Source organism: Micromonospora globispora (genome assembly GCF_003857015.1).
Classification (GTDB): Bacteria; Actinomycetota; Actinomycetes; order Mycobacteriales; family Micromonosporaceae; genus Micromonospora; species Micromonospora globispora.
Genome location: NZ_QGGF01000550.1, coordinates 1 through 15,573 on the forward strand (window position 1 = coordinate 1; position 15,573 = coordinate 15,573).

The following is a 15,573-nucleotide window of genomic DNA, read 5'->3' on the forward strand; positions in this document are numbered from 1 at the left end:
CGCCTCAATCGGGTGGTGAAGGTTGTCGCGGCCGTCGCGGTCGCCGTCGGCGCCGTCTTCCTCGGCACCGCGATGCTGCTCGGGGCCGAGCCGATCGTCGCGTTCCTGTTGGCCATCGGCGTCACCGTCGCGCTGGTGCCGGAGGGACTGCTGCCCACGGTCACCCTGTCGCTCGCCTGGGGGGCCCGGCGGATGGCCGGCCGCAACGCGCTCGTACGGCGGTTGGACTCGGTCGAGACCCTCGGCTCGGTGACGTTCATCTGCACCGACAAGACCGGCACGCTGACCCGCAACGAGATGTCCGCGGTCGAGGTATGGACCGCGCTCGGTGCGGCGACGGTGCGCGGCGTCGGATACCAGCCTACGGGGCAGATCGACACACCTGCGGCCAACCGGGACGCGGTCGCCGACCTGGCGTACGCGGCGGTCCGGGCCTCCAGCGGCCGGCTCAGCCGCCGGGACGGACAGTGGCAGCCGCACGGCGATCCGATGGAGGTGGCCCTGCACGTGCTCGCCCTGCGAGCGGGCGTCGACGTGTCCGCCCGCGAGCGGTGGGAACCCGCCACCGCGATTTATCCGTTCGACTCCCGGCGGTTGCGCTACGCGACGGTGGTGGCCGACACGTTGTACGTGAAGGGCGCACCCGAGGCGGTACTGTCCCGCTGCCCGGCACCGCCCCCCGATGCGGCCGCAGTGGCCCGCCGCATGGCCGGGCGGGGCCTCCGGGTACTCGCCGTCGCGACCCGCCGCGGGCCTGGCCTGGGTGCGGGCCCCGAACGCGACGAACGGGAGCTGGAACTGCTCGGCCTGGTCGGGCTCGCCGACCCGCCCCGGCCGGACGTGGGGCAGGCCGTCACGGCCTGCCGGACCGCCGGCATCCGCCTCGCCATCGTGACCGGTGACCACGCCGGCACCGCCGGAGCGATAGCCGAGCAGGTGGGGCTCCTGGGACCCGACCGGATCGTGCTGGAGGGCCGCGATCTGCCCGTCGACGACGCGGCGCTGGCCGACCTGCTCGAGCGCGACGGGGTGGTGGTCGCCCGGGTGATGCCGGAGGACAAGCTGCGCATTACCCGCGCGCTGCAGGCCCGCGGGCACGTGGTGGCGATGACCGGCGACGGGGTGAACGACGCGCCGGCCCTGCGCCAGGCCGACATCGGCATCGCGATGGGCGCCAGCGGAAGTGACGTCGCCCGCGAGGCGGCCGACCTGGTGCTGCTCGACGACCACTTTGCCACCATCGTCACGGCTGTCGAACTGGGTCGGGCCACGTTCACCAACATCCGACGATTTCTGACCTATCACCTCACCGACAACGTCGCGGAGCTGGCGCCGTTCCTCGCTTGGGCACTCACCGGAGGCGCGTTCCCACTGGCGATCGGAGTGTTGCAGATCCTCGCCCTGGACATCGGCACCGACATCCTGCCGGCCTTGGCGCTCGGCGCGGAGCCGCCCAACGCGCGCACGCTCGCGGGCCGGGCCCGCACGGGCCAGCTGATCGACGGCGCCGTGCTGCGCCGGGTCTTCGGCATCCTCGGGCCCGCAGAGGTGCTCGCCTCGCTCGGGGCCTTCACCGCGGTCCTGCTGGCCGGTGGCTGGCGGTGGGCCGCCTCGCCGGACGCCGGCCTGCTGGCGGCGGCGTCCGGCGCCGCCTTCACCGCCATCGTGCTCGGACAGCTCGCCAACGCGTTCGCGTGCCGCGGCGTGGTGCGGCCGGCATGGCGGATCGATCCGCGGCGAAACCCGTTGCTGCTCGGCGCGGTGGCGGTCGAGCTGGTGCTACTCGGGGTCTTCCTGACCGTTCCACCGCTGCCCGGGCTCCTCGATGGCGACCTACCGACCGCGTTGGGCTGGCTGCTGGCTGCCACGGCGGTGCCAACCGTGCTGCTGTTCGACGCGGCCGCAAAGCGGGCGCGGCGGGCCGACGCCCGGCCATAGCGCGCCCCGTCGGGACGCGCCAGCGTAGATCAGCGCGAGCGCGGCAGGGGCCGCGATCACCCCGTCGCCAGCACCACCGCGAAGCGCCGTCGGTCAGCGCCCGATCCAGGACCACTGTGCCGGTGCCCGACGCGGACGCCAGCCAAGACGTCTGCTCGGCCGGCGCAGAGACCGCCCGGTGGCGCCGCCGACACGTCGCAGCAGGACGTCGGACTCGCCGTACGGGTCAATCAGCTCGTCGTGCCCGGCGCCCGCCAGCCACCGGTCCACATCGTCCTCGGCGGCGATGACCACGCCGCCGGTGACCAGCCCGGCCGGCGCTGCAAAGCACCGGACGTGCCTTGGCCCTACCTTCCTGTGCGGAAGATCGAGCGATGTTCAGGGCCGGACGGGTCGTCTTCGGCCAGCGGATGCACCATGGGAATGGACTCCTGCTGCCCGCGCGGCCAGCAGGAGTCCACGATTTGCAACCCCGGCTCGGGCAGCCCCCGCAGGAACCGATGGGCGGGACAGCGGGTCCGCCGTTCGCAACATCCCGCACCTGCGGTGTGGGCGGAAGCCGGGGCCGGGTTGCGGCCGGCCCCGGAACTCGATCAGCTCTTTTTCCCGTTCTCGACCTTGATCGGGATCTCCTTCGCGCCCGGCTTGATGTCGCCGACCTTCGCGGTGATCTCGAGCATCCCGTCCGCATACCGGGCGGCGATGGTCTTCTCCATGACGCCTGCCGGCAGTGGGATGGTCCGGGAGAACGATCCGTAGTGGAACTCGGAGCGGGTCTTGTCGGGGCGGGTGGTCTCCTTGCGCACCACATCGAGCCGCAACTCCCTGTCGGCGAAGGTGATCCGCACGTCCTTGACCGGATCGATGCCCGGCATTTCGGCGCGGATGACGTACTGGTCGCCGTCCAGGTAGTCCTCAATCCGGATACTCGGCGCGAGCAGCGGGAACAGGGACAGGTTGGTCCAGTCGAACGGCGCTAGCGCGCCGCCGGTGAAGCGTGTGATGGTCGACATCGCGACCTCCTTGTTTCGTCACTTCCATCTGATCTCGCCGCCCGCGGGCTGGTCAGAGGCGACCGGCCTGACTCGGCAGGCCCTTCGGCGGAACGCGACGCGGGCAGCGACCGGGCACGGCCGAGCGGAGCGCCGAGTCGGTGATGTCACGGGTGGTCGCCGCAGCGACGTCGGACGAGATCGTCCTGATGCACACGAGATCGCATCCGACCGATCGCTCCACATCGGATGCCGCCGGTCATCGCCGGGCTGCGCCAACGCGGGTACGGCTTCGCTGCCGGTCTCGCGGGCGGAGTCAGCGACACCGTCCGGGCCGAGCGGACCATGACCCCGCGGTTCCTACCGCTGGTCCACATCCTGGCCCGGGCCGTCAGCTTGTCGGTACCAGCAGCACGGGGCAGGTGGCGTGGACCGCGATGTCCTGGCTGACCGTGCCGAGCAGGAACGGGGACCGGTGGCCGGTGCCGCTGGTGCCGATGACGATGAGGTCGGCGTGCCGGGCGGAGGAGAGCAGTACGGTGGCGGGGTCGCCGTGCCGCACGTCGTAGTCGATCGCGATGTGCGCACCGAGATCATCCGTGGTCCTCGTGAGGTGTCGGCGCAGGTCCTCGGTCGCTGTTTGGTGGCGGGTCTGCCGGTCGGCGGACCAGGCAGCCCTGGTCACGGCGTCGGTGGGGGCCATGGTGGTCGCAGTGTCGGGGGGTATGGCGTGCACGACACGGACCGCCGAGGCGGTGTGTCGGACGTGGTCCAGCGCCGCGGCGAGTACGACATGATCATGCCCGCTACGGTCCAACCCTACGATGATTTGTTTCATGCGGTGTGGCTGTATCACCTTCGCTCACCTCCACCTCCACGGTGGGGGTACCGGTGGCAATGGAGTAGAGCCGAAGGTCACCGACGCAGGCTGGCCACGGTGGTCAGGCGTCAGGCGGTGTGCCGTCCGGGTTGGCCGGCTGGTCCGCTGGCGCGGGCGCTCCGCTCGCTGGTTGGCTGAGGGAGAAGACGGCGGCCCGTATGTCACGGATGATCGCGTCGACTTCGTCGATCTGGGTCTCGATGGCGGTACGGGTCTTTGGATTGGTGGCCCGGGAGGCGGTGGCCTGTAGGGCCAGCCCGTGGCCGAACAGTCGTTGGATGACGCGGTGGCGGAGGTCTTCGGCGATCTGTTGGCGGTCCTCGATCAGGCGCACTTGTTCGTTGTCTCGGCGGACCTGGGTCAGGTGCAGGACCAGCCCGGCTTGCGCGGCGACCGCGGTGATCAGGTCGCGGTCCAGGTCGTCGAAAGGTTCGTCGCCGGGGCGCCGGGAGACGCTCAGCACGCCATTGACGCCGGAGTCGCCGATTACCGGTATCGCGGCGGTCTCGCCGATCATGCCGTCGGAGCGTTCGGCTGTTGCCGGGGTGCGTGGGTCGTTGTCTGGGTCGGTGATCACGATGAGGCCGTGTGCCGCGATCGCGGCGCCGGTGACTGTGCCTTCTGTCGGGATGGCGGCGCCTTGCCACGGCTGGTAGGTGCCCTCGGTCGTGGCCATGTGCAAAAGGTTGGGATCGTCGGTGGGCACGCTCACGCCCGCCCCGTCGCCGCGCAGGGTCTGCCGGGCGTGATGGACCAGCCGGCGGAGCACCTCGTCGGGGTCGGCACCGGCCAGCAGTTGAGTGGTGACCTCGACCATGGCGGTCTGCCAGGTGTGGCGGCGGCGGCTTTCGGTCAGCAGGGTGGCGTTTTCGATCGCTGCGGCGGCTGCGGCGGCCAAGGCCTGGGCCAATTCCTCGTCGTCTTTGGTGAACTCGTCCGCGCCCTGTTTGTCGGTCACATAGAGGTTGCCGAAGACCCGGTCGGCGACCCGGATCGGTACGCCGAGGAACGAGCGCATCGGCGGGTGGTGCTCGGGGAAGCCGACCGAGGCAACGTGTTCGGCGATGTCGCGCAGCCGCAGCGACTGGGGGTAGTCCACCACCCCCAGCAGGCCCTTTCCTTCCGGCAGGTGCCCGACCCGGGCGACCACCTCGGGGTCCATACCGGTGTGTACGAACCGCACCAGCCGGCCGTGGCGGACCACACCGAGTGCGGCGTAGCCGGCGTTGACCAGTTCGCGGGCGGCTTCCACGATGTGGCGCAGTACCGTGTCGAGGTCATCGGCGCGGGCGACCGCCAGGTAGGCCTGCAGCAGACCCCGCAACCGGCCCTGGGTGTCCTGCACGTCGCGGGCTCGTGCCACCAGCTGCTCGAGCAGTTCGTCCAGCTCCAGCCGGGCCACCTGCGCGAACACCATCCCCGCGGCGGGATCACCGACCAACCCTGCGGAGCTGGCGCCGGGCTGGCGCCTGCCGACATCCTCACTCACGTCCATCACCGTCCCGAGGACCCGGAGATCGTGAGCCCGTGCGGTATGTCCGACGGTCGTTCGCGGCTCTGCCCCAACGCGTTCGCGCCGCCCGCGTAGCGTTCACCGTCTTCATGCCGCCACGCCCGCCCGAGAAGCGCCGCCCCCACCCCAGTCCGGGTCCCGCAGCAGGGCGCGCCGTTGGTGCACTGGCCCGGCCAGAAAGCAGTGGGATCTGCTCGATCACGATGACCCCCGATTCATGGACGGCATCGCCAGCACGAACTGGTGCGCCACCGGGGTCCCGAGCGACAGGACAACCGTACGCGCCCTATCGGGGCGTGTTCAATGCCGAGCCCTCTCCGGCCGCCCGTATGAGGATCCGTACCCCGACCGCTCGGCGGTTCGCGCGTCGACGGAAAGCCGTAGAACGCCGGCCTCTTCGCACGGTGAGGGACCGCAAGCTACTGGCATCGAGGTTGATCGCCGAGGCAGCGAGCCGCCCGCGCGGCGATGCGCTGCGGCCTGCGACGCGCCGGTATGGCTCAGTGGGATCACCGCGTCGCAACGAACCCGCGCTGCGGGCGGGACGGCGCTTTCGCTCGGGCACCTTGGTTTGGATTAGGGACGTTAGGCCCTGCCGCGGGCAGGAAGATCGGGCCCCGGTTGGCTCATGGTGGGACCGACAACCCGTCCCCGCCCGAGACCGCCGCAGACGTCCCGGCCTGGCGTTCGGCGACACGGACCCAGTTCCGCAATGTCTCGTGGCTCATCCCGAGCTCCCGCGCGACCTGATTGATCGGCCGCTGCGACGAGCGGACCAGATCCACCGCGTCACGCCGGAACTCTTCCATGTACTTCGATGGACGCCCCAACGGGGACACCCCTTCCTCTGGACCAATGTCCAGTCTCAGGCTGTCCTGCGGCACCACATTCCTCCCCGACACGTGGTGGCAGGGTCGCCCCCGGACTTCTACGGTGGGGGAGACGTGGGGAGGTCGGGTGGTCGACGCAGGCGCTGCTGAGCGCTGGCTGCAACTCGCCGCGCCTCGCGGTGGGCCTGACGACCTTTCCGCGCTGGTCGCGCGGGCCGCACCGGCAATCGGTGCCACCGAGATCGTGATCTACCTGGCCGACTACGCGCAGGCCCGGCTCGTGCCACTGCTCGGTGCCGGTCTCGTGCGGGACGTGCTACCGATCGAGACGACTCTCGCCGGCCGGGCGTTCACCGGTCTCGACGTGCAGCGGGCGGTCGACGGCGGCGACCGGATGTGGGTGCCGCTGCTCGTCGGGTGTGAGCGGATGGGCGTACTGGAGCTTGTTTCGTCGGCCGCCGGGGACCCGGATATGGAGGCACCCGCGCGGGAACTCGCCGTCAGTGTCGCCCAGCTGCTCGTGAACCGCCGTCCTTACGGCGATGTCATCGAGCGCCTGCGTCCGCGTCTTCCGATGCAGGTCGCGGCGGAGATCGTGTGGGGCCTGCTGCCGCCGTTGACGTTCGCGACCGACGAAATCATGGTCACCGCCATCCTCGAGCCGTGTTACGGCGTCGGTGGGGACATCTTCGACTACGCGCTGAACGGCGACGTGCTCAGCGTCGGGCTGTTCGACACCTGCGGGCACGGCATCAAGGCGAGCACGTTGGCCTCACTGGTGGTCAGCACCTACCGCAACGCGCGCCGGTGCGGCCTCGACCTGGTCGACATGGCGAGCAGCATCGACAAATGGGTGAGAAGCGAACACCCGAACCTCTTCGCGACCGCGCTGCTCGCCGAGCTCGACCGCACCACCGGCCGGCTACGCGTGATCAACGCCGGTCATCCGGGTGCGTTGCTGCTGCGCGACGGCAAGGCGATCCGGGAGTTGCCGGGTCCGACCGCGCTGCCGCTGGGCATCGGGCACCTGTCGTCGCGCCGTCCAGACGTGCACGAGGAGGATCTGCACGCGGGCGACCGCATCCTCGCCTACACCGACGGCATCACCGATGCGCGCAGCCCCGACGGGCAGCGGTTCGGCGTGGACCGGCTCGTCGACTTCGTCAACCGCGCGCTCAACGACCAGCTGCCCACGCCTGAGACGATGCGCCGCCTGGTGCGCGCCGTCATGGCGCACCAGGGCGACGAACTCCAGGACGACGCCACGGCGATGTTCCTCGAGTGGCGACCGCCGCGAAGCCCGCTCGCCCACCTCTCTGCTCTCGCGGCCGCCGGCCCGTGAGAGGCCGACGGTCGATCCCGCCGACCTTCGTGCCGAGACGGACCCGCGTCACAGTTCGCGGGCCAGCGCGGTCAGCATCCCCTCGACGATCGGCTCGGCCCGGCGTACGCAGTCGCAGTCCGCGCCGTGGGCGTCGCGATGCCAGACGATGAGGTATTGCAGGGCGAGCTGGTTTACCTGGTAGTCGTGTTCGGCCTTGACCCGGTCGGTGTCGGCCTGGCGGTTCTGGCTGAGCAGGATCAGTGGGGCGGCGTAGGCGGCCTGGGTGGAGAAGAGCAGGTTGAGCAGGATGAACGGGTAGGGATCCCAGCGGTACAGCACGGCGACGACGTTGATTGCTATCCAGACCGCGACGACGGCGGTCTGGACGATGATGAATCGCCAGGACCCGAACACCGAGGTGACCGAGTCGGCCAGGCGTTGTCCGGAGGTGCGGTGATCGTGCCGGTACTGGTTAGCGGGGTGTCGGTGGTGATGCGGGGTCATGTCGGCCGCCACCCTTCGGGCCGGAGGGCCGGTCGTCTTCAGCCGGGCCGGGACGAGATGCCTTCGGCGTCGGCCGGTCGATGCGCTGCTGGGCGGGCAGTCGCGGCGCGTGCGGCGGCCCGGCGTTGTCGGTGTCGAGCATCCCCAGACGCACCACCAGGTACGGATGACCGAGGTCGGCCACCAGCCGCCGCACGGTCTGGCGGGTGCCGGCCACCTCGACGGTGGCGCTGAGCGGCAGGACGGACACCCCCAGTTCGACCGCGGTGAGCCAGGCCGACGAAAGGGCTTCGCCCGCGCGCAGCCAGTCCACTGGCTGGTCGTTGGGACCGTAGAGCACCGCGTACCCGGCAGTGCGGTCGTGCCCGGTGCTCACGGGCAGGTCGCCGTGGTGGCCGAAGTCGCGGCCGGGCACGGTCGTTTGCGGAGCACGGAGCGGAATCGTGTCGTCGGGAACACGGGCGCCCGCTGGTCGGGTGCCACCGGTCCAGTACGCCAGCTCCGCCTGCCACGCCGGATCGGCGGTCTCCGTCTGTTGGGCGTGGCTGGCCGCGGCGGCGAGGTCCGTCACCTGGTCTGGTCGCAGAATGTGCAGCCACGCGCCTTCGGCCTGTACCGCGTCGGCAATGGCGCGGAGGTCGTCGGACCCGACCGGCGGTCCGGTCAGCGGGCGGCGATCGGTGTGCCGTAGCCGGATCGTGTGCGTACGGCGGACGGCCTGCAGTTCCACCGGTGCCCGCCCGACGACGCGTAGCTGCGCGAGATGGTCGGGTTCGGTGGGGTCGGGGATCCGGGTCACGATGGCGCGCCAGCCCTGGGCCGCCAGGGCGATCCGGGCGTGCTGCAGGGCGGCCCCGCAGCTTAGCGTCGCGAGCCGGGCGTCGGGGTCGGTGACGGCGAGCGCCCGGGCTCGGTCGGCGAAGAGGCCCAACCGGGTCCCACCCACCCGCCACCGCCAGGGCTGGGTGTTGTGGATCGACGGCGCGTAGCCCGCCACGGTTGCTGCTCCGACCAGCGCCTGTGTCACGGCCCGAGCGTCGGTCGGTTGAGTCTGCGTCGGCACGACAGCGTCCCTTCGTGGATCTCTGTGTCGCCGGGCGATGCCGTTCACGCGCCTCGCTCGGGTCATGGCGCGGCCTGAGGCCCAGCGGTTGGTGGCATCGGTTCATTGCGCCCTGCTCGACCGGCGAGGCCGGTGGCGGGAGTGGTCCGCGACGTCGCGCCGCGATTGCGTCCCAGAACGGGAACGGGCCGCCATCGGGACCTCAACCGAGGGCGCGTGCACCAGCGGTGAATTGTCAGCCACCGGGGTCCCGAGCGCCACCCGTAGCCTACGCTCCCGCACCGCTGGCGGCGATGATCGGATTGAACCCGCTTCCGGACCAGCCCCGTCGATGCGTCCCCGTTCGCGCGGTGCCTTTCCCGCTGACTGCGCGTATGGTGAGGGTGTCGCTCGGGCCCCCGGTGGCTGTCCGCCCGCCGCCGTCGATCAGCCCACGAGCCGACCAGTTTCCGTCGCTGTCGCACCGCGCTGCGCGCGGCCGACCGACCCGTTGTGGCACAGACTCGCTGGCGAGACCAAACGACTCACCCACGGCCGTTCGCGTCGTGGGACTGCTCGGTGAGCATCGAAGGAATGTGAGCGCGATGGCCTACATCGCCAAGGACCACAACAGCGTACGCACCTCCGCACCGAGCGCCGGGCTGGCACCGCTGGTGCCTGACGTTGCCGGACTTCAGCCCGCGGGGGAGCAGGTCAGGCCGATCGGTACCGCCACCGACCGCGGCCGTGGATCGGCGCCGACCGCCAGGACCGAGGTCGGCCCACACCTGAGCGCGCCGGTGCGGTATCTGCTCGCGGGCATCCGGCTCGCGCTGGGCTGGATCTTCCTGTGGGCGTTCCTGGACAAGATGTTCGGCCTGGGGCACGAGACGACCGCCGCGAAGTCCTGGGTCAACGGTGGCAGCCCCACGGAGGGATTCCTGGGATCCGCCACCAAGGGCCCGTTCACGGGTTTCTACCACTCGATCGCCGGCACCGGCCTGACCGACCTGCTGTTCATGGGCGCACTGCTCGCCATCGGGGGCGCTCTGATCCTGGGCGTGGCGATGCGGCTGGCAGCCGGTGGCGGAGCGCTGCTGACCCTGATGATGTGGACCACGGTCCTCCCGCCGGCCAGCAATCCGTTCATGGACGACCACCTCATCTACGCGGCCGTGCTGATCGTCCTGGCCCTGCTGGGCGCCGGCAGCACCCTCGGACTCGGCGCCATCTGGGCCGAGATCCCGTTGGTGCGACGCACCGCCTGGCTGAAGTAGGGACCGGCCGGTAGCCATGCAGGAGGCGGGCAACAGCATCGAGGAGGTCGACATGAACCAGGTTGCGGAGCATGACCGACGCATCGTCGTCGGGGTCGACGGATCGCCGGGATCCAGGGCGGCGCTGCGGTGGGCGGTGACCCAGGCGGAGCTGACCGACGCGAGGGTCGAGGCCGTGAGCGCGTGGCAGGACCCGGCGGTGTACGGATTCGCGTACGGCTGGTCGCCGACGGTGTTCGAAGACGTCAGCGTCGCCGCGGTCACCGAGAAGATCCTCGCGGAGTCGGTCGCGGACGAGGCCGGGGATGCCGCACCCGTCCCGGTCCTGACCCGTGTGCTGCACGGCCATCCCGCCCAGGTGCTGCTCGACGCGGCTGGTGGGGCGCAGCTGTTGGTGGTGGGTAGCCGAGGACACGGCGCCTTCGCCGGGATGCTGCTCGGGTCGGTCAGCCAGCACTGCGTCCAGCACGCGTCGTGCCCGGTGGTGGTCGTGCCACCGGCGGAGCGGACACCCGAGCCGGCCGGGAGGCGATCATGAGGCGTATGACCAGATTGGCCGGTCGGGGCGAACTGCCTGCCCGGCCACCCGTTGAGCAGGTGTCCCTCGGCAGCTATCCCACCTACGCCGAGGCCCAGCAGGTGGTCGACTGTCTCGCCGACCATCACTTCGCGGTGGGGACTACCCAGATCATCGGCAGTGACCTGCGGCTGGTGGAGCAGATCACCGGGCGGCTGACCTGGCCGCGGGCGCTGCTGTCCGGTGCCGCGAGCGGCGCCTGGTTCGGTGTCTTCGTCGGGCTGCTCCTCGGCGTCCTGGGCACCATCGGATTCGTCCGAGCGACGACCCTGGGACTCGTCTGGGGTGTGCTGTTCGGGATGGCGTTCACCGCGGCCGGCTATGCCCTGACCGGCGGGCGTCGCGACTTCACCTCCAGGAGCGCCACCGTACCCAGCCGCTTCGAGGTTCTCGTCGCCGTCGGGTACAGCGAACGGGCCCGCACGGTGCTGGAGGGTGCGGCGCGGTAGCCCGGCGTGGTGTTCCGACCTGGCCGGAGGTACCGGCATTGATAGACACCGTCCGTGACAGCCCACGAGGGCTGTCACGGACGGTGTCGGTGAACGGCTGGCTGGGCGGTCGGCCAGCTCCGGCTGAGGACGATCTCCAACGCTCCGGTCTCCCGAGCGGTGGAGAACGTGTCGTAGGCCCGGATGAACTCGCCGAAGTCGAAGCGGTGGGTGACGAAGCGCCGAGCGTAGATCTGGTTGCTGGCGCCTCGTGCCCCATGATGCGTCCCTCGGCCATCGCCGCATACGCCCCCCATCGACCTGAGAGGCACCGTGCCGACGGCCCACCCGTGCACGCTGCGCCCTCGATGTCGGCCGCAGCAGTGCAGCCTGTGGACGCACGGCGGTAGCGGTGTGACCGGCGGCCGATCCTCGATGGAGCGCCGTACCAGACGCTGGCTGCCTATGAGGGTGGGAACAATGGCCTTGGCATGACCCTCGCATACGGGCTGCTCCCCGCCGAGCCATCGACCGTGAAAAGTGGACGCCCGATGCGCTCCGTGGCCTGCCGGTGGCGTAGGGTGAGAGGCGCAGTAGCCGCCCTGGTCCCTGGTGGTGCCCTGACCGCAGGCACACCACCAGGAGCATCGGATGCCTGTCTCGCCAATCTACGTCGTGCCGGGCCCGGAGTCCGTCAATGATCTGGTCAAGCGGATCGCCGGCCGCGACCAGGCCGCTTTCCGCCGGTTCTATCGTCGTCTTGTCCGCGCCGTCTTCGCGCAGGTGTGTGAAAGTCTCGGCAGTCCGGCGCTCGCGGTGGCGGTGACCCGGGCGGTGTTCGTCGAGGTGTGGCGGCTGGCGCCGATGTCCGAATCCCGTCAGCTCGACGGCGTCGCCTGGGTGACCGCGATTGCCGCTCGCCGGGCCGCGGACCGGCTCCGCGAGATCAACGGCACTATGCCGGCTCTCGGCGTCGCCTATGACGATCTTCTCGGTCGCGAACTCGCCGTCGCGCTGGGAGCCGAACCGCCGGCACAGCTCGAAACCTTCTTCCACACACCGACCGACTGACTGCCTGCCGCTCGCGGCTCGCTGTCAGGCGCTGTGGCCGCACATCCGATCTCGGGTTGGCGGGCACCCGGGTCGCGGCCGATCCCGCTGGCGCCGGCCCGGTGACCGGTGGGTCACCGGGCCGGGGCCACGTCCGGTCAGCCCACCGGCATCGGTGTGGCCTCGGGTTCGGGCTCGCTGGTCACGCGTCGTACGTCCGGCATCGTCACGGTCTCCGGGACTCGCGGGCGGGTCGTGACGGCCGGCGCCGGCGCGCTCACAGCGGGCGTGAGGCGGTCCAGGAAGCGCAGTAGTTCGACGGGGAACGGCATGACGAGGGTGCTGTTCTTCTCGGCGGCGACCTCTACGACTGTCTGCAGCAGTCGCAGTTGCAGGGCAGCCGGATCGGCGGCCATGGTGGCGGCGGCCTGGGCGAGTTTGGTGGCGGCCTGGTATTCGCCGTCAGCGGCGATGACCCGGGCGCGGCGTTCGCGTTCGGCCTCGGCCTGACGGGACATGGACCGCTTCATGGATTCGGGCAGGGCGACGTCCTTGACCTCGACACGTTCGACCTTCACACCCCACGGTCCTTCAGTCGGTGTGTCGATGATGCTGGTGAGTTCGGAGTTGAGCTTGTCCCGGTCGGAGAGCAGTTCGTCGAGGTCGGCGCGGCCGATCACCGCGCGTAGCGAGGTCTGGGCGACCTGGGAGACGGCGTAGAGGTAGTTCTGCACGTTCACCAGTGCCTTGACGGGGTCGACGACGCGGAAGTAGACGACCGCGTCGACGCGTACGGAGACGTTGTCGCGGGTGATGCCGTCCTGGGCGGGAACGCTGAGGGTGGTGATCTGCAGGTTGACCTTCACCAGCCGGTCAACGCCGGGCACGATGAGGGTCAGGCCAGGGCCGCGGCTGCCGTCCCGCACCCGGCCGAAGCGGAAGACCACCCCGCGTTCGTACTGCTGCACGACGCGCACCGCCCGGGCGGCGGTGATGAGGCCGATGATGCCGATCGCCACGATCGCGATCACGATGGCTGTCTGTACGGCGTTCATGCGTGCACTCCGGTGCGGGAACGGGTGGTGGATTCGGTATGGCTTCGGTGGACTCCGCTTGAGGCGGCGCTGCCGCCCTCGTTGTCCCACACCGCGTACGCGTCGGACCAGCCCGCCGTTGTCGCGCCCTGCGGGGTCGGTGCGGCGGTGAGGATGTCGGGTGCGTGCGTGAGGTTGGCCGGGTCGGCGGCTGTGGCCATGGCCCGCTCGGCTGCCTCGGGTGTCGTGTCCGGTGGCACGACGAGCAGGTCGACCTGGTCGTCGCGGCCGGTGATGGCGATCAGCAGGGCGGGGTCGAGGGTGTCGAACCAGCCGATCCGGACCAGGTCCGGCCCGACGGCCAACCGGCGGAACCGGCTGTCCCAGGTGTGGATGTTGAGCATGATGTGCCGGATCCGTCCATACCGTTCGGACAGGGCGACGACGAGGCCGGGCAGTTCGGCCACCGGGTCCCAGGAGCGCGGCCACCATCCGCCGTCCAGGACCGCCTGCCCCCGCGTGGGGGCGAGGGACAGTCGCGGTTGGGAGGGCGGCGACGGGGGGATCATCGTGGCGCGTTGTGTGGCTGTGGGCATGGCTCATCCGTCCTGTCCATACGTGCGCGTTGGTGTCACGCGGGCAGCGCCGGTCGCCGTCGGGGGAAGCAGACCAGGCGCGGGCTGGGCGCCGGGGTGTCCGGCGGGGCGGCGTTGCAGCATCCGGAGTTGCACGATGCGGGCGGTGCCGGGGAGGGCGACGAGCAGGATGCCGAAGACCGCGGCCAGCAGCAGGGCAACGCCCATCGGCAGGTGTCCGTGCGCGCCGAGGAACGACACCTCGGAGCGCTGGCTGTTCTGCAGTACGAAGATCAGGAGCAGCAGGAGCACGAACGCGAACACCACGGCGGCGACCCACAGGCCGCCCATCCGCGAGCGCTTCACCGCCGGTCGCCCGGACACGGGCCGGGAAGCGGTGTCGGGGCCGGGGTGTCCGTTGATCGGGGGAGCCGGCTGGGGATGGTTCTGCGGTGCGGTCATCGTGAACCGCCACCTTTCGAGGGGCGATTGACATGCCTGAAAGCCGTAGGAGCCAGCGCAGGCATGGGCGATGGCGGGCGCTTGACGCGGTGCCCCGGTCCGAGAACGTCGGTGCGACGGGACGGGTGACCATCGGGACGCAGGACGTGACCGGTTGATGTGATGCGTCGGATGGCCGGCGGCGAACTGTCAGCCACCGGGGTCCCGAGCGACTACTGTCATCGTACGCTCCCGGACGCCCACCGGCGATCGTGCCGGCGCCGCCGTCGCGGCTCAGGCCGGCGGACGACGTCAGGCCGCGCGGGGGCATGGTCCAGGAGTACGGTGTGAGCGTCGCCTGGGTTTCCGGTTGGCCGCCAGACGGATGTCCGTGCAGGACGATCAGGTCGGAGCCACCCGTGGATGCGCGAATCAGGGAGACGCTTCGCCGCTTCGGAGCGGGTGTCTCGGTGAGCGCGGGGCGGGTGCGGGCCGCGATTCGCGGTCGCGCGGTCGTCCCCGGTACGGCGGGTCGATGAACTCCGAGCGCAGGATCCGGCTGTGGGCCCTCGTCGTCGACGGGGCCCGCGGCGGGACGGTCGCGGTCGACCACGTGTGCGCCGCGTCGGTCTCGGCCACCGGCGTCGACTCCGCCGCCGTCGCCGTGACGCTGCGCGCCACCCCACGTGAGGTGCTGTACGTCAGCGACCGGACCGCGTCGGAACTGGAGGAGCTGACCGTCACCCTCGGTGAGGGTCCGTGCGTGGACGCCAGCTCCGGCGGCCCGGATCTGATCGCCGATCTGGCGGCGCCGGAATGTCTGACCCGCTGGCCGGCGTTCGCCCCGGCGGCGGTGCTCGCCGGGGTCCGTGCGGTGTTCGCCCTGCCGCTCCAGGTTGGCGGGATCCGCCTCGGCGTGCTGGACCTCTACCGTGCGCGGTCCGGCGGCCTTGACGGCGAACAGTTGGCCGACGCGCTGGTGTTGGCGGACACGGCCTGTGCCGTACTGCTGGACGGCGGGTGGCGTCACCGGTCGGCCCAGGACGAGGGTCGGCCCGAGCAGGCCGGTCTGCAGCATCCCGAGGTGCACCAGGCCACGGGGATGGTCACGGTCCAGCTGGGGGTGACCGCGGCGGTGGCCCTCATCCGGTTACGCGCCTTCGCCTAC

The 15,573-nt window shown here is 70.8% G+C and carries 17 protein-coding genes; 8 read left to right on the plus strand and 9 right to left on the minus strand.

Going from position 1 to position 15,573, the window contains the following annotated elements:
- Positions 1-1,938: cation-translocating P-type ATPase (locus tag DKL51_RS28570; protein WP_148097876.1), on the plus strand; the 1,938-nt coding region annotated here is incomplete at its 5' end.
- Positions 1,939-2,531: 593 nt separating this feature from the next.
- On the opposite strand, the gene DKL51_RS28575 is transcribed toward DKL51_RS28570, so the two are convergent.
- From DKL51_RS28575 to DKL51_RS28585, 3 genes are all read right to left on the minus strand, one after another.
- A complete protein-coding gene (locus tag DKL51_RS28575; protein ID WP_109943049.1) occupies positions 2,532-2,951 on the minus strand; it encodes an Hsp20/alpha crystallin family protein in 420 nt (139 codons plus the stop codon).
- Positions 2,952-3,321: 370 nt separating this feature from the next.
- Positions 3,322-3,768, minus strand: a complete 447-nt coding sequence (locus tag DKL51_RS28580) for a universal stress protein (RefSeq protein WP_109943050.1) — start codon at positions 3,766-3,768, stop codon at positions 3,322-3,324.
- 103 nt (positions 3,769-3,871) lie between these two features.
- Positions 3,872-5,062: a GAF domain-containing protein gene (locus DKL51_RS28585; RefSeq protein WP_260428699.1), complete on the minus strand. Its 1,191-nt coding sequence runs from the start codon at positions 5,060-5,062 to the stop codon at positions 3,872-3,874.
- Here DKL51_RS28585 and DKL51_RS36760 point away from each other — a divergent pair.
- Entirely contained in the window at positions 5,003-5,398 is a 396-nt protein-coding gene (locus DKL51_RS36760; RefSeq protein ID WP_260428700.1) for a hypothetical protein, read from the plus strand. The two genes, DKL51_RS28585 and DKL51_RS36760, sit on opposite strands and share 60 nt — an antisense overlap.
- A gap of 551 nt (positions 5,399-5,949) precedes the next feature.
- Here DKL51_RS36760 and DKL51_RS37320 read toward each other — a convergent pair.
- Entirely contained in the window at positions 5,950-6,390 is a 441-nt protein-coding gene (locus DKL51_RS37320; protein WP_369008652.1) for a transposase, read from the minus strand.
- On the opposite strand from DKL51_RS37320, the gene DKL51_RS28595 reads away from it, so the two are divergent.
- Positions 6,281-7,495 (plus strand): PP2C family protein-serine/threonine phosphatase, encoded by a 1,215-nt coding sequence (locus DKL51_RS28595; protein WP_260428698.1) that lies wholly within the window; start codon positions 6,281-6,283, stop codon positions 7,493-7,495. The two genes, DKL51_RS37320 and DKL51_RS28595, sit on opposite strands and share 110 nt — an antisense overlap.
- 48 nt (positions 7,496-7,543) lie before the next feature.
- Here DKL51_RS28595 and DKL51_RS28600 read toward each other — a convergent pair whose 3' ends face one another.
- Positions 7,544-7,981, minus strand: a complete 438-nt coding sequence (locus tag DKL51_RS28600) for a DUF1003 domain-containing protein (RefSeq protein WP_109943060.1) — start codon at positions 7,979-7,981, stop codon at positions 7,544-7,546.
- Positions 7,950-9,008: an Acg family FMN-binding oxidoreductase gene (locus tag DKL51_RS28605; protein WP_243420641.1), complete on the minus strand. Its 1,059-nt coding sequence runs from the start codon at positions 9,006-9,008 to the stop codon at positions 7,950-7,952. Before DKL51_RS28605 ends, DKL51_RS28600 begins: the two co-directional genes overlap by 32 nt.
- A gap of 620 nt (positions 9,009-9,628) precedes the next feature.
- Between DKL51_RS28605 and DKL51_RS28610 the strand changes: the two genes are divergently transcribed.
- The 4 genes from DKL51_RS28610 (at position 9,629) to DKL51_RS28625 (ending at position 12,376) form a co-directional block, all read left to right on the plus strand.
- Positions 9,629-10,300 carry a DoxX family protein gene (locus tag DKL51_RS28610; protein ID WP_207783732.1) on the plus strand — a complete coding sequence of 224 codons (672 nt, stop codon included), beginning with the start codon at positions 9,629-9,631 and terminating at the stop codon, positions 10,298-10,300.
- Positions 10,301-10,352: 52 nt separating this feature from the next.
- Positions 10,353-10,838 (plus strand): universal stress protein, encoded by a 486-nt coding sequence (locus DKL51_RS28615; RefSeq protein ID WP_124812749.1) that lies wholly within the window; start codon positions 10,353-10,355, stop codon positions 10,836-10,838.
- A gap of 5 nt (positions 10,839-10,843) precedes the next feature.
- The gene (locus DKL51_RS28620; protein WP_109943054.1) at positions 10,844-11,326 is read left to right on the plus strand and encodes a YflT domain-containing protein; all 483 of its coding nucleotides are present in this window, start codon (positions 10,844-10,846) and stop codon (positions 11,324-11,326) included.
- Between the two features lie 654 nt (positions 11,327-11,980).
- On the plus strand, positions 11,981-12,376 hold the full coding sequence (locus tag DKL51_RS28625; protein ID WP_123809653.1) for a sigma-70 family RNA polymerase sigma factor: 396 nt from the start codon (positions 11,981-11,983) through the stop codon (positions 12,374-12,376).
- 137 nt (positions 12,377-12,513) lie between these two features.
- On the opposite strand, the gene DKL51_RS28630 is transcribed toward DKL51_RS28625, so the two are convergent.
- Genes DKL51_RS28630 through DKL51_RS28640 form a run of 3 tightly spaced genes read right to left on the minus strand, consistent with a single transcriptional unit; the run spans position 12,514 to position 14,426 of the window.
- Entirely contained in the window at positions 12,514-13,410 is an 897-nt protein-coding gene (locus DKL51_RS28630) for an SPFH domain-containing protein (RefSeq protein WP_109943057.1), read from the minus strand.
- On the minus strand, positions 13,407-13,985 hold the full coding sequence (locus DKL51_RS28635) for a DUF5994 family protein (protein ID WP_123809654.1): 579 nt from the start codon (positions 13,983-13,985) through the stop codon (positions 13,407-13,409). Before DKL51_RS28635 ends, DKL51_RS28630 begins: the two co-directional genes overlap by 4 nt.
- Before the next feature lie 3 nt (positions 13,986-13,988).
- Positions 13,989-14,426 carry a LapA family protein gene (locus DKL51_RS28640; RefSeq protein WP_109943059.1) on the minus strand — a complete coding sequence of 146 codons (438 nt, stop codon included), beginning with the start codon at positions 14,424-14,426 and terminating at the stop codon, positions 13,989-13,991.
- A 514-nt stretch (positions 14,427-14,940) separates the two neighbouring features.
- Between DKL51_RS28640 and DKL51_RS28645 the strand changes: the two genes are divergently transcribed.
- The coding region (locus DKL51_RS28645; protein WP_148097877.1) for a GAF domain-containing protein at positions 14,941-15,573 on the plus strand (633 nt) is incomplete at its 3' end.

Bases quoted from the DNA above. Each gene is read 5' to 3' on its own strand.
- DKL51_RS28580 (WP_109943050.1), bottom strand. From the start codon at position 3,768: ATGAAACAAATCATCGTAGGGTTGGACCGTAGCGGGCATGATCATGTC.
- DKL51_RS28615 (WP_124812749.1), top strand. From the start codon at position 10,353: ATGAACCAGGTTGCGGAGCATGACCGACGCATCGTCGTCGGGGTCGAC.
- DKL51_RS28635 (WP_123809654.1), bottom strand. From the start codon at position 13,985: ATGCCCACAGCCACACAACGCGCCACGATGATCCCCCCGTCGCCGCCC.
- DKL51_RS28600 (WP_109943060.1), bottom strand. From the start codon at position 7,981: ATGACCCCGCATCACCACCGACACCCCGCTAACCAGTACCGGCACGAT.
- DKL51_RS28620 (WP_109943054.1), top strand. From the start codon at position 10,844: ATGACCAGATTGGCCGGTCGGGGCGAACTGCCTGCCCGGCCACCCGTT.
- DKL51_RS28610 (WP_207783732.1), top strand. From the start codon at position 9,629: ATGGCCTACATCGCCAAGGACCACAACAGCGTACGCACCTCCGCACCG.
- DKL51_RS28630 (WP_109943057.1), bottom strand. From the start codon at position 13,410: ATGAACGCCGTACAGACAGCCATCGTGATCGCGATCGTGGCGATCGGC.
- DKL51_RS28640 (WP_109943059.1), bottom strand. From the start codon at position 14,426: ATGACCGCACCGCAGAACCATCCCCAGCCGGCTCCCCCGATCAACGGA.
- DKL51_RS28575 (WP_109943049.1), bottom strand. From the start codon at position 2,951: ATGTCGACCATCACACGCTTCACCGGCGGCGCGCTAGCGCCGTTCGAC.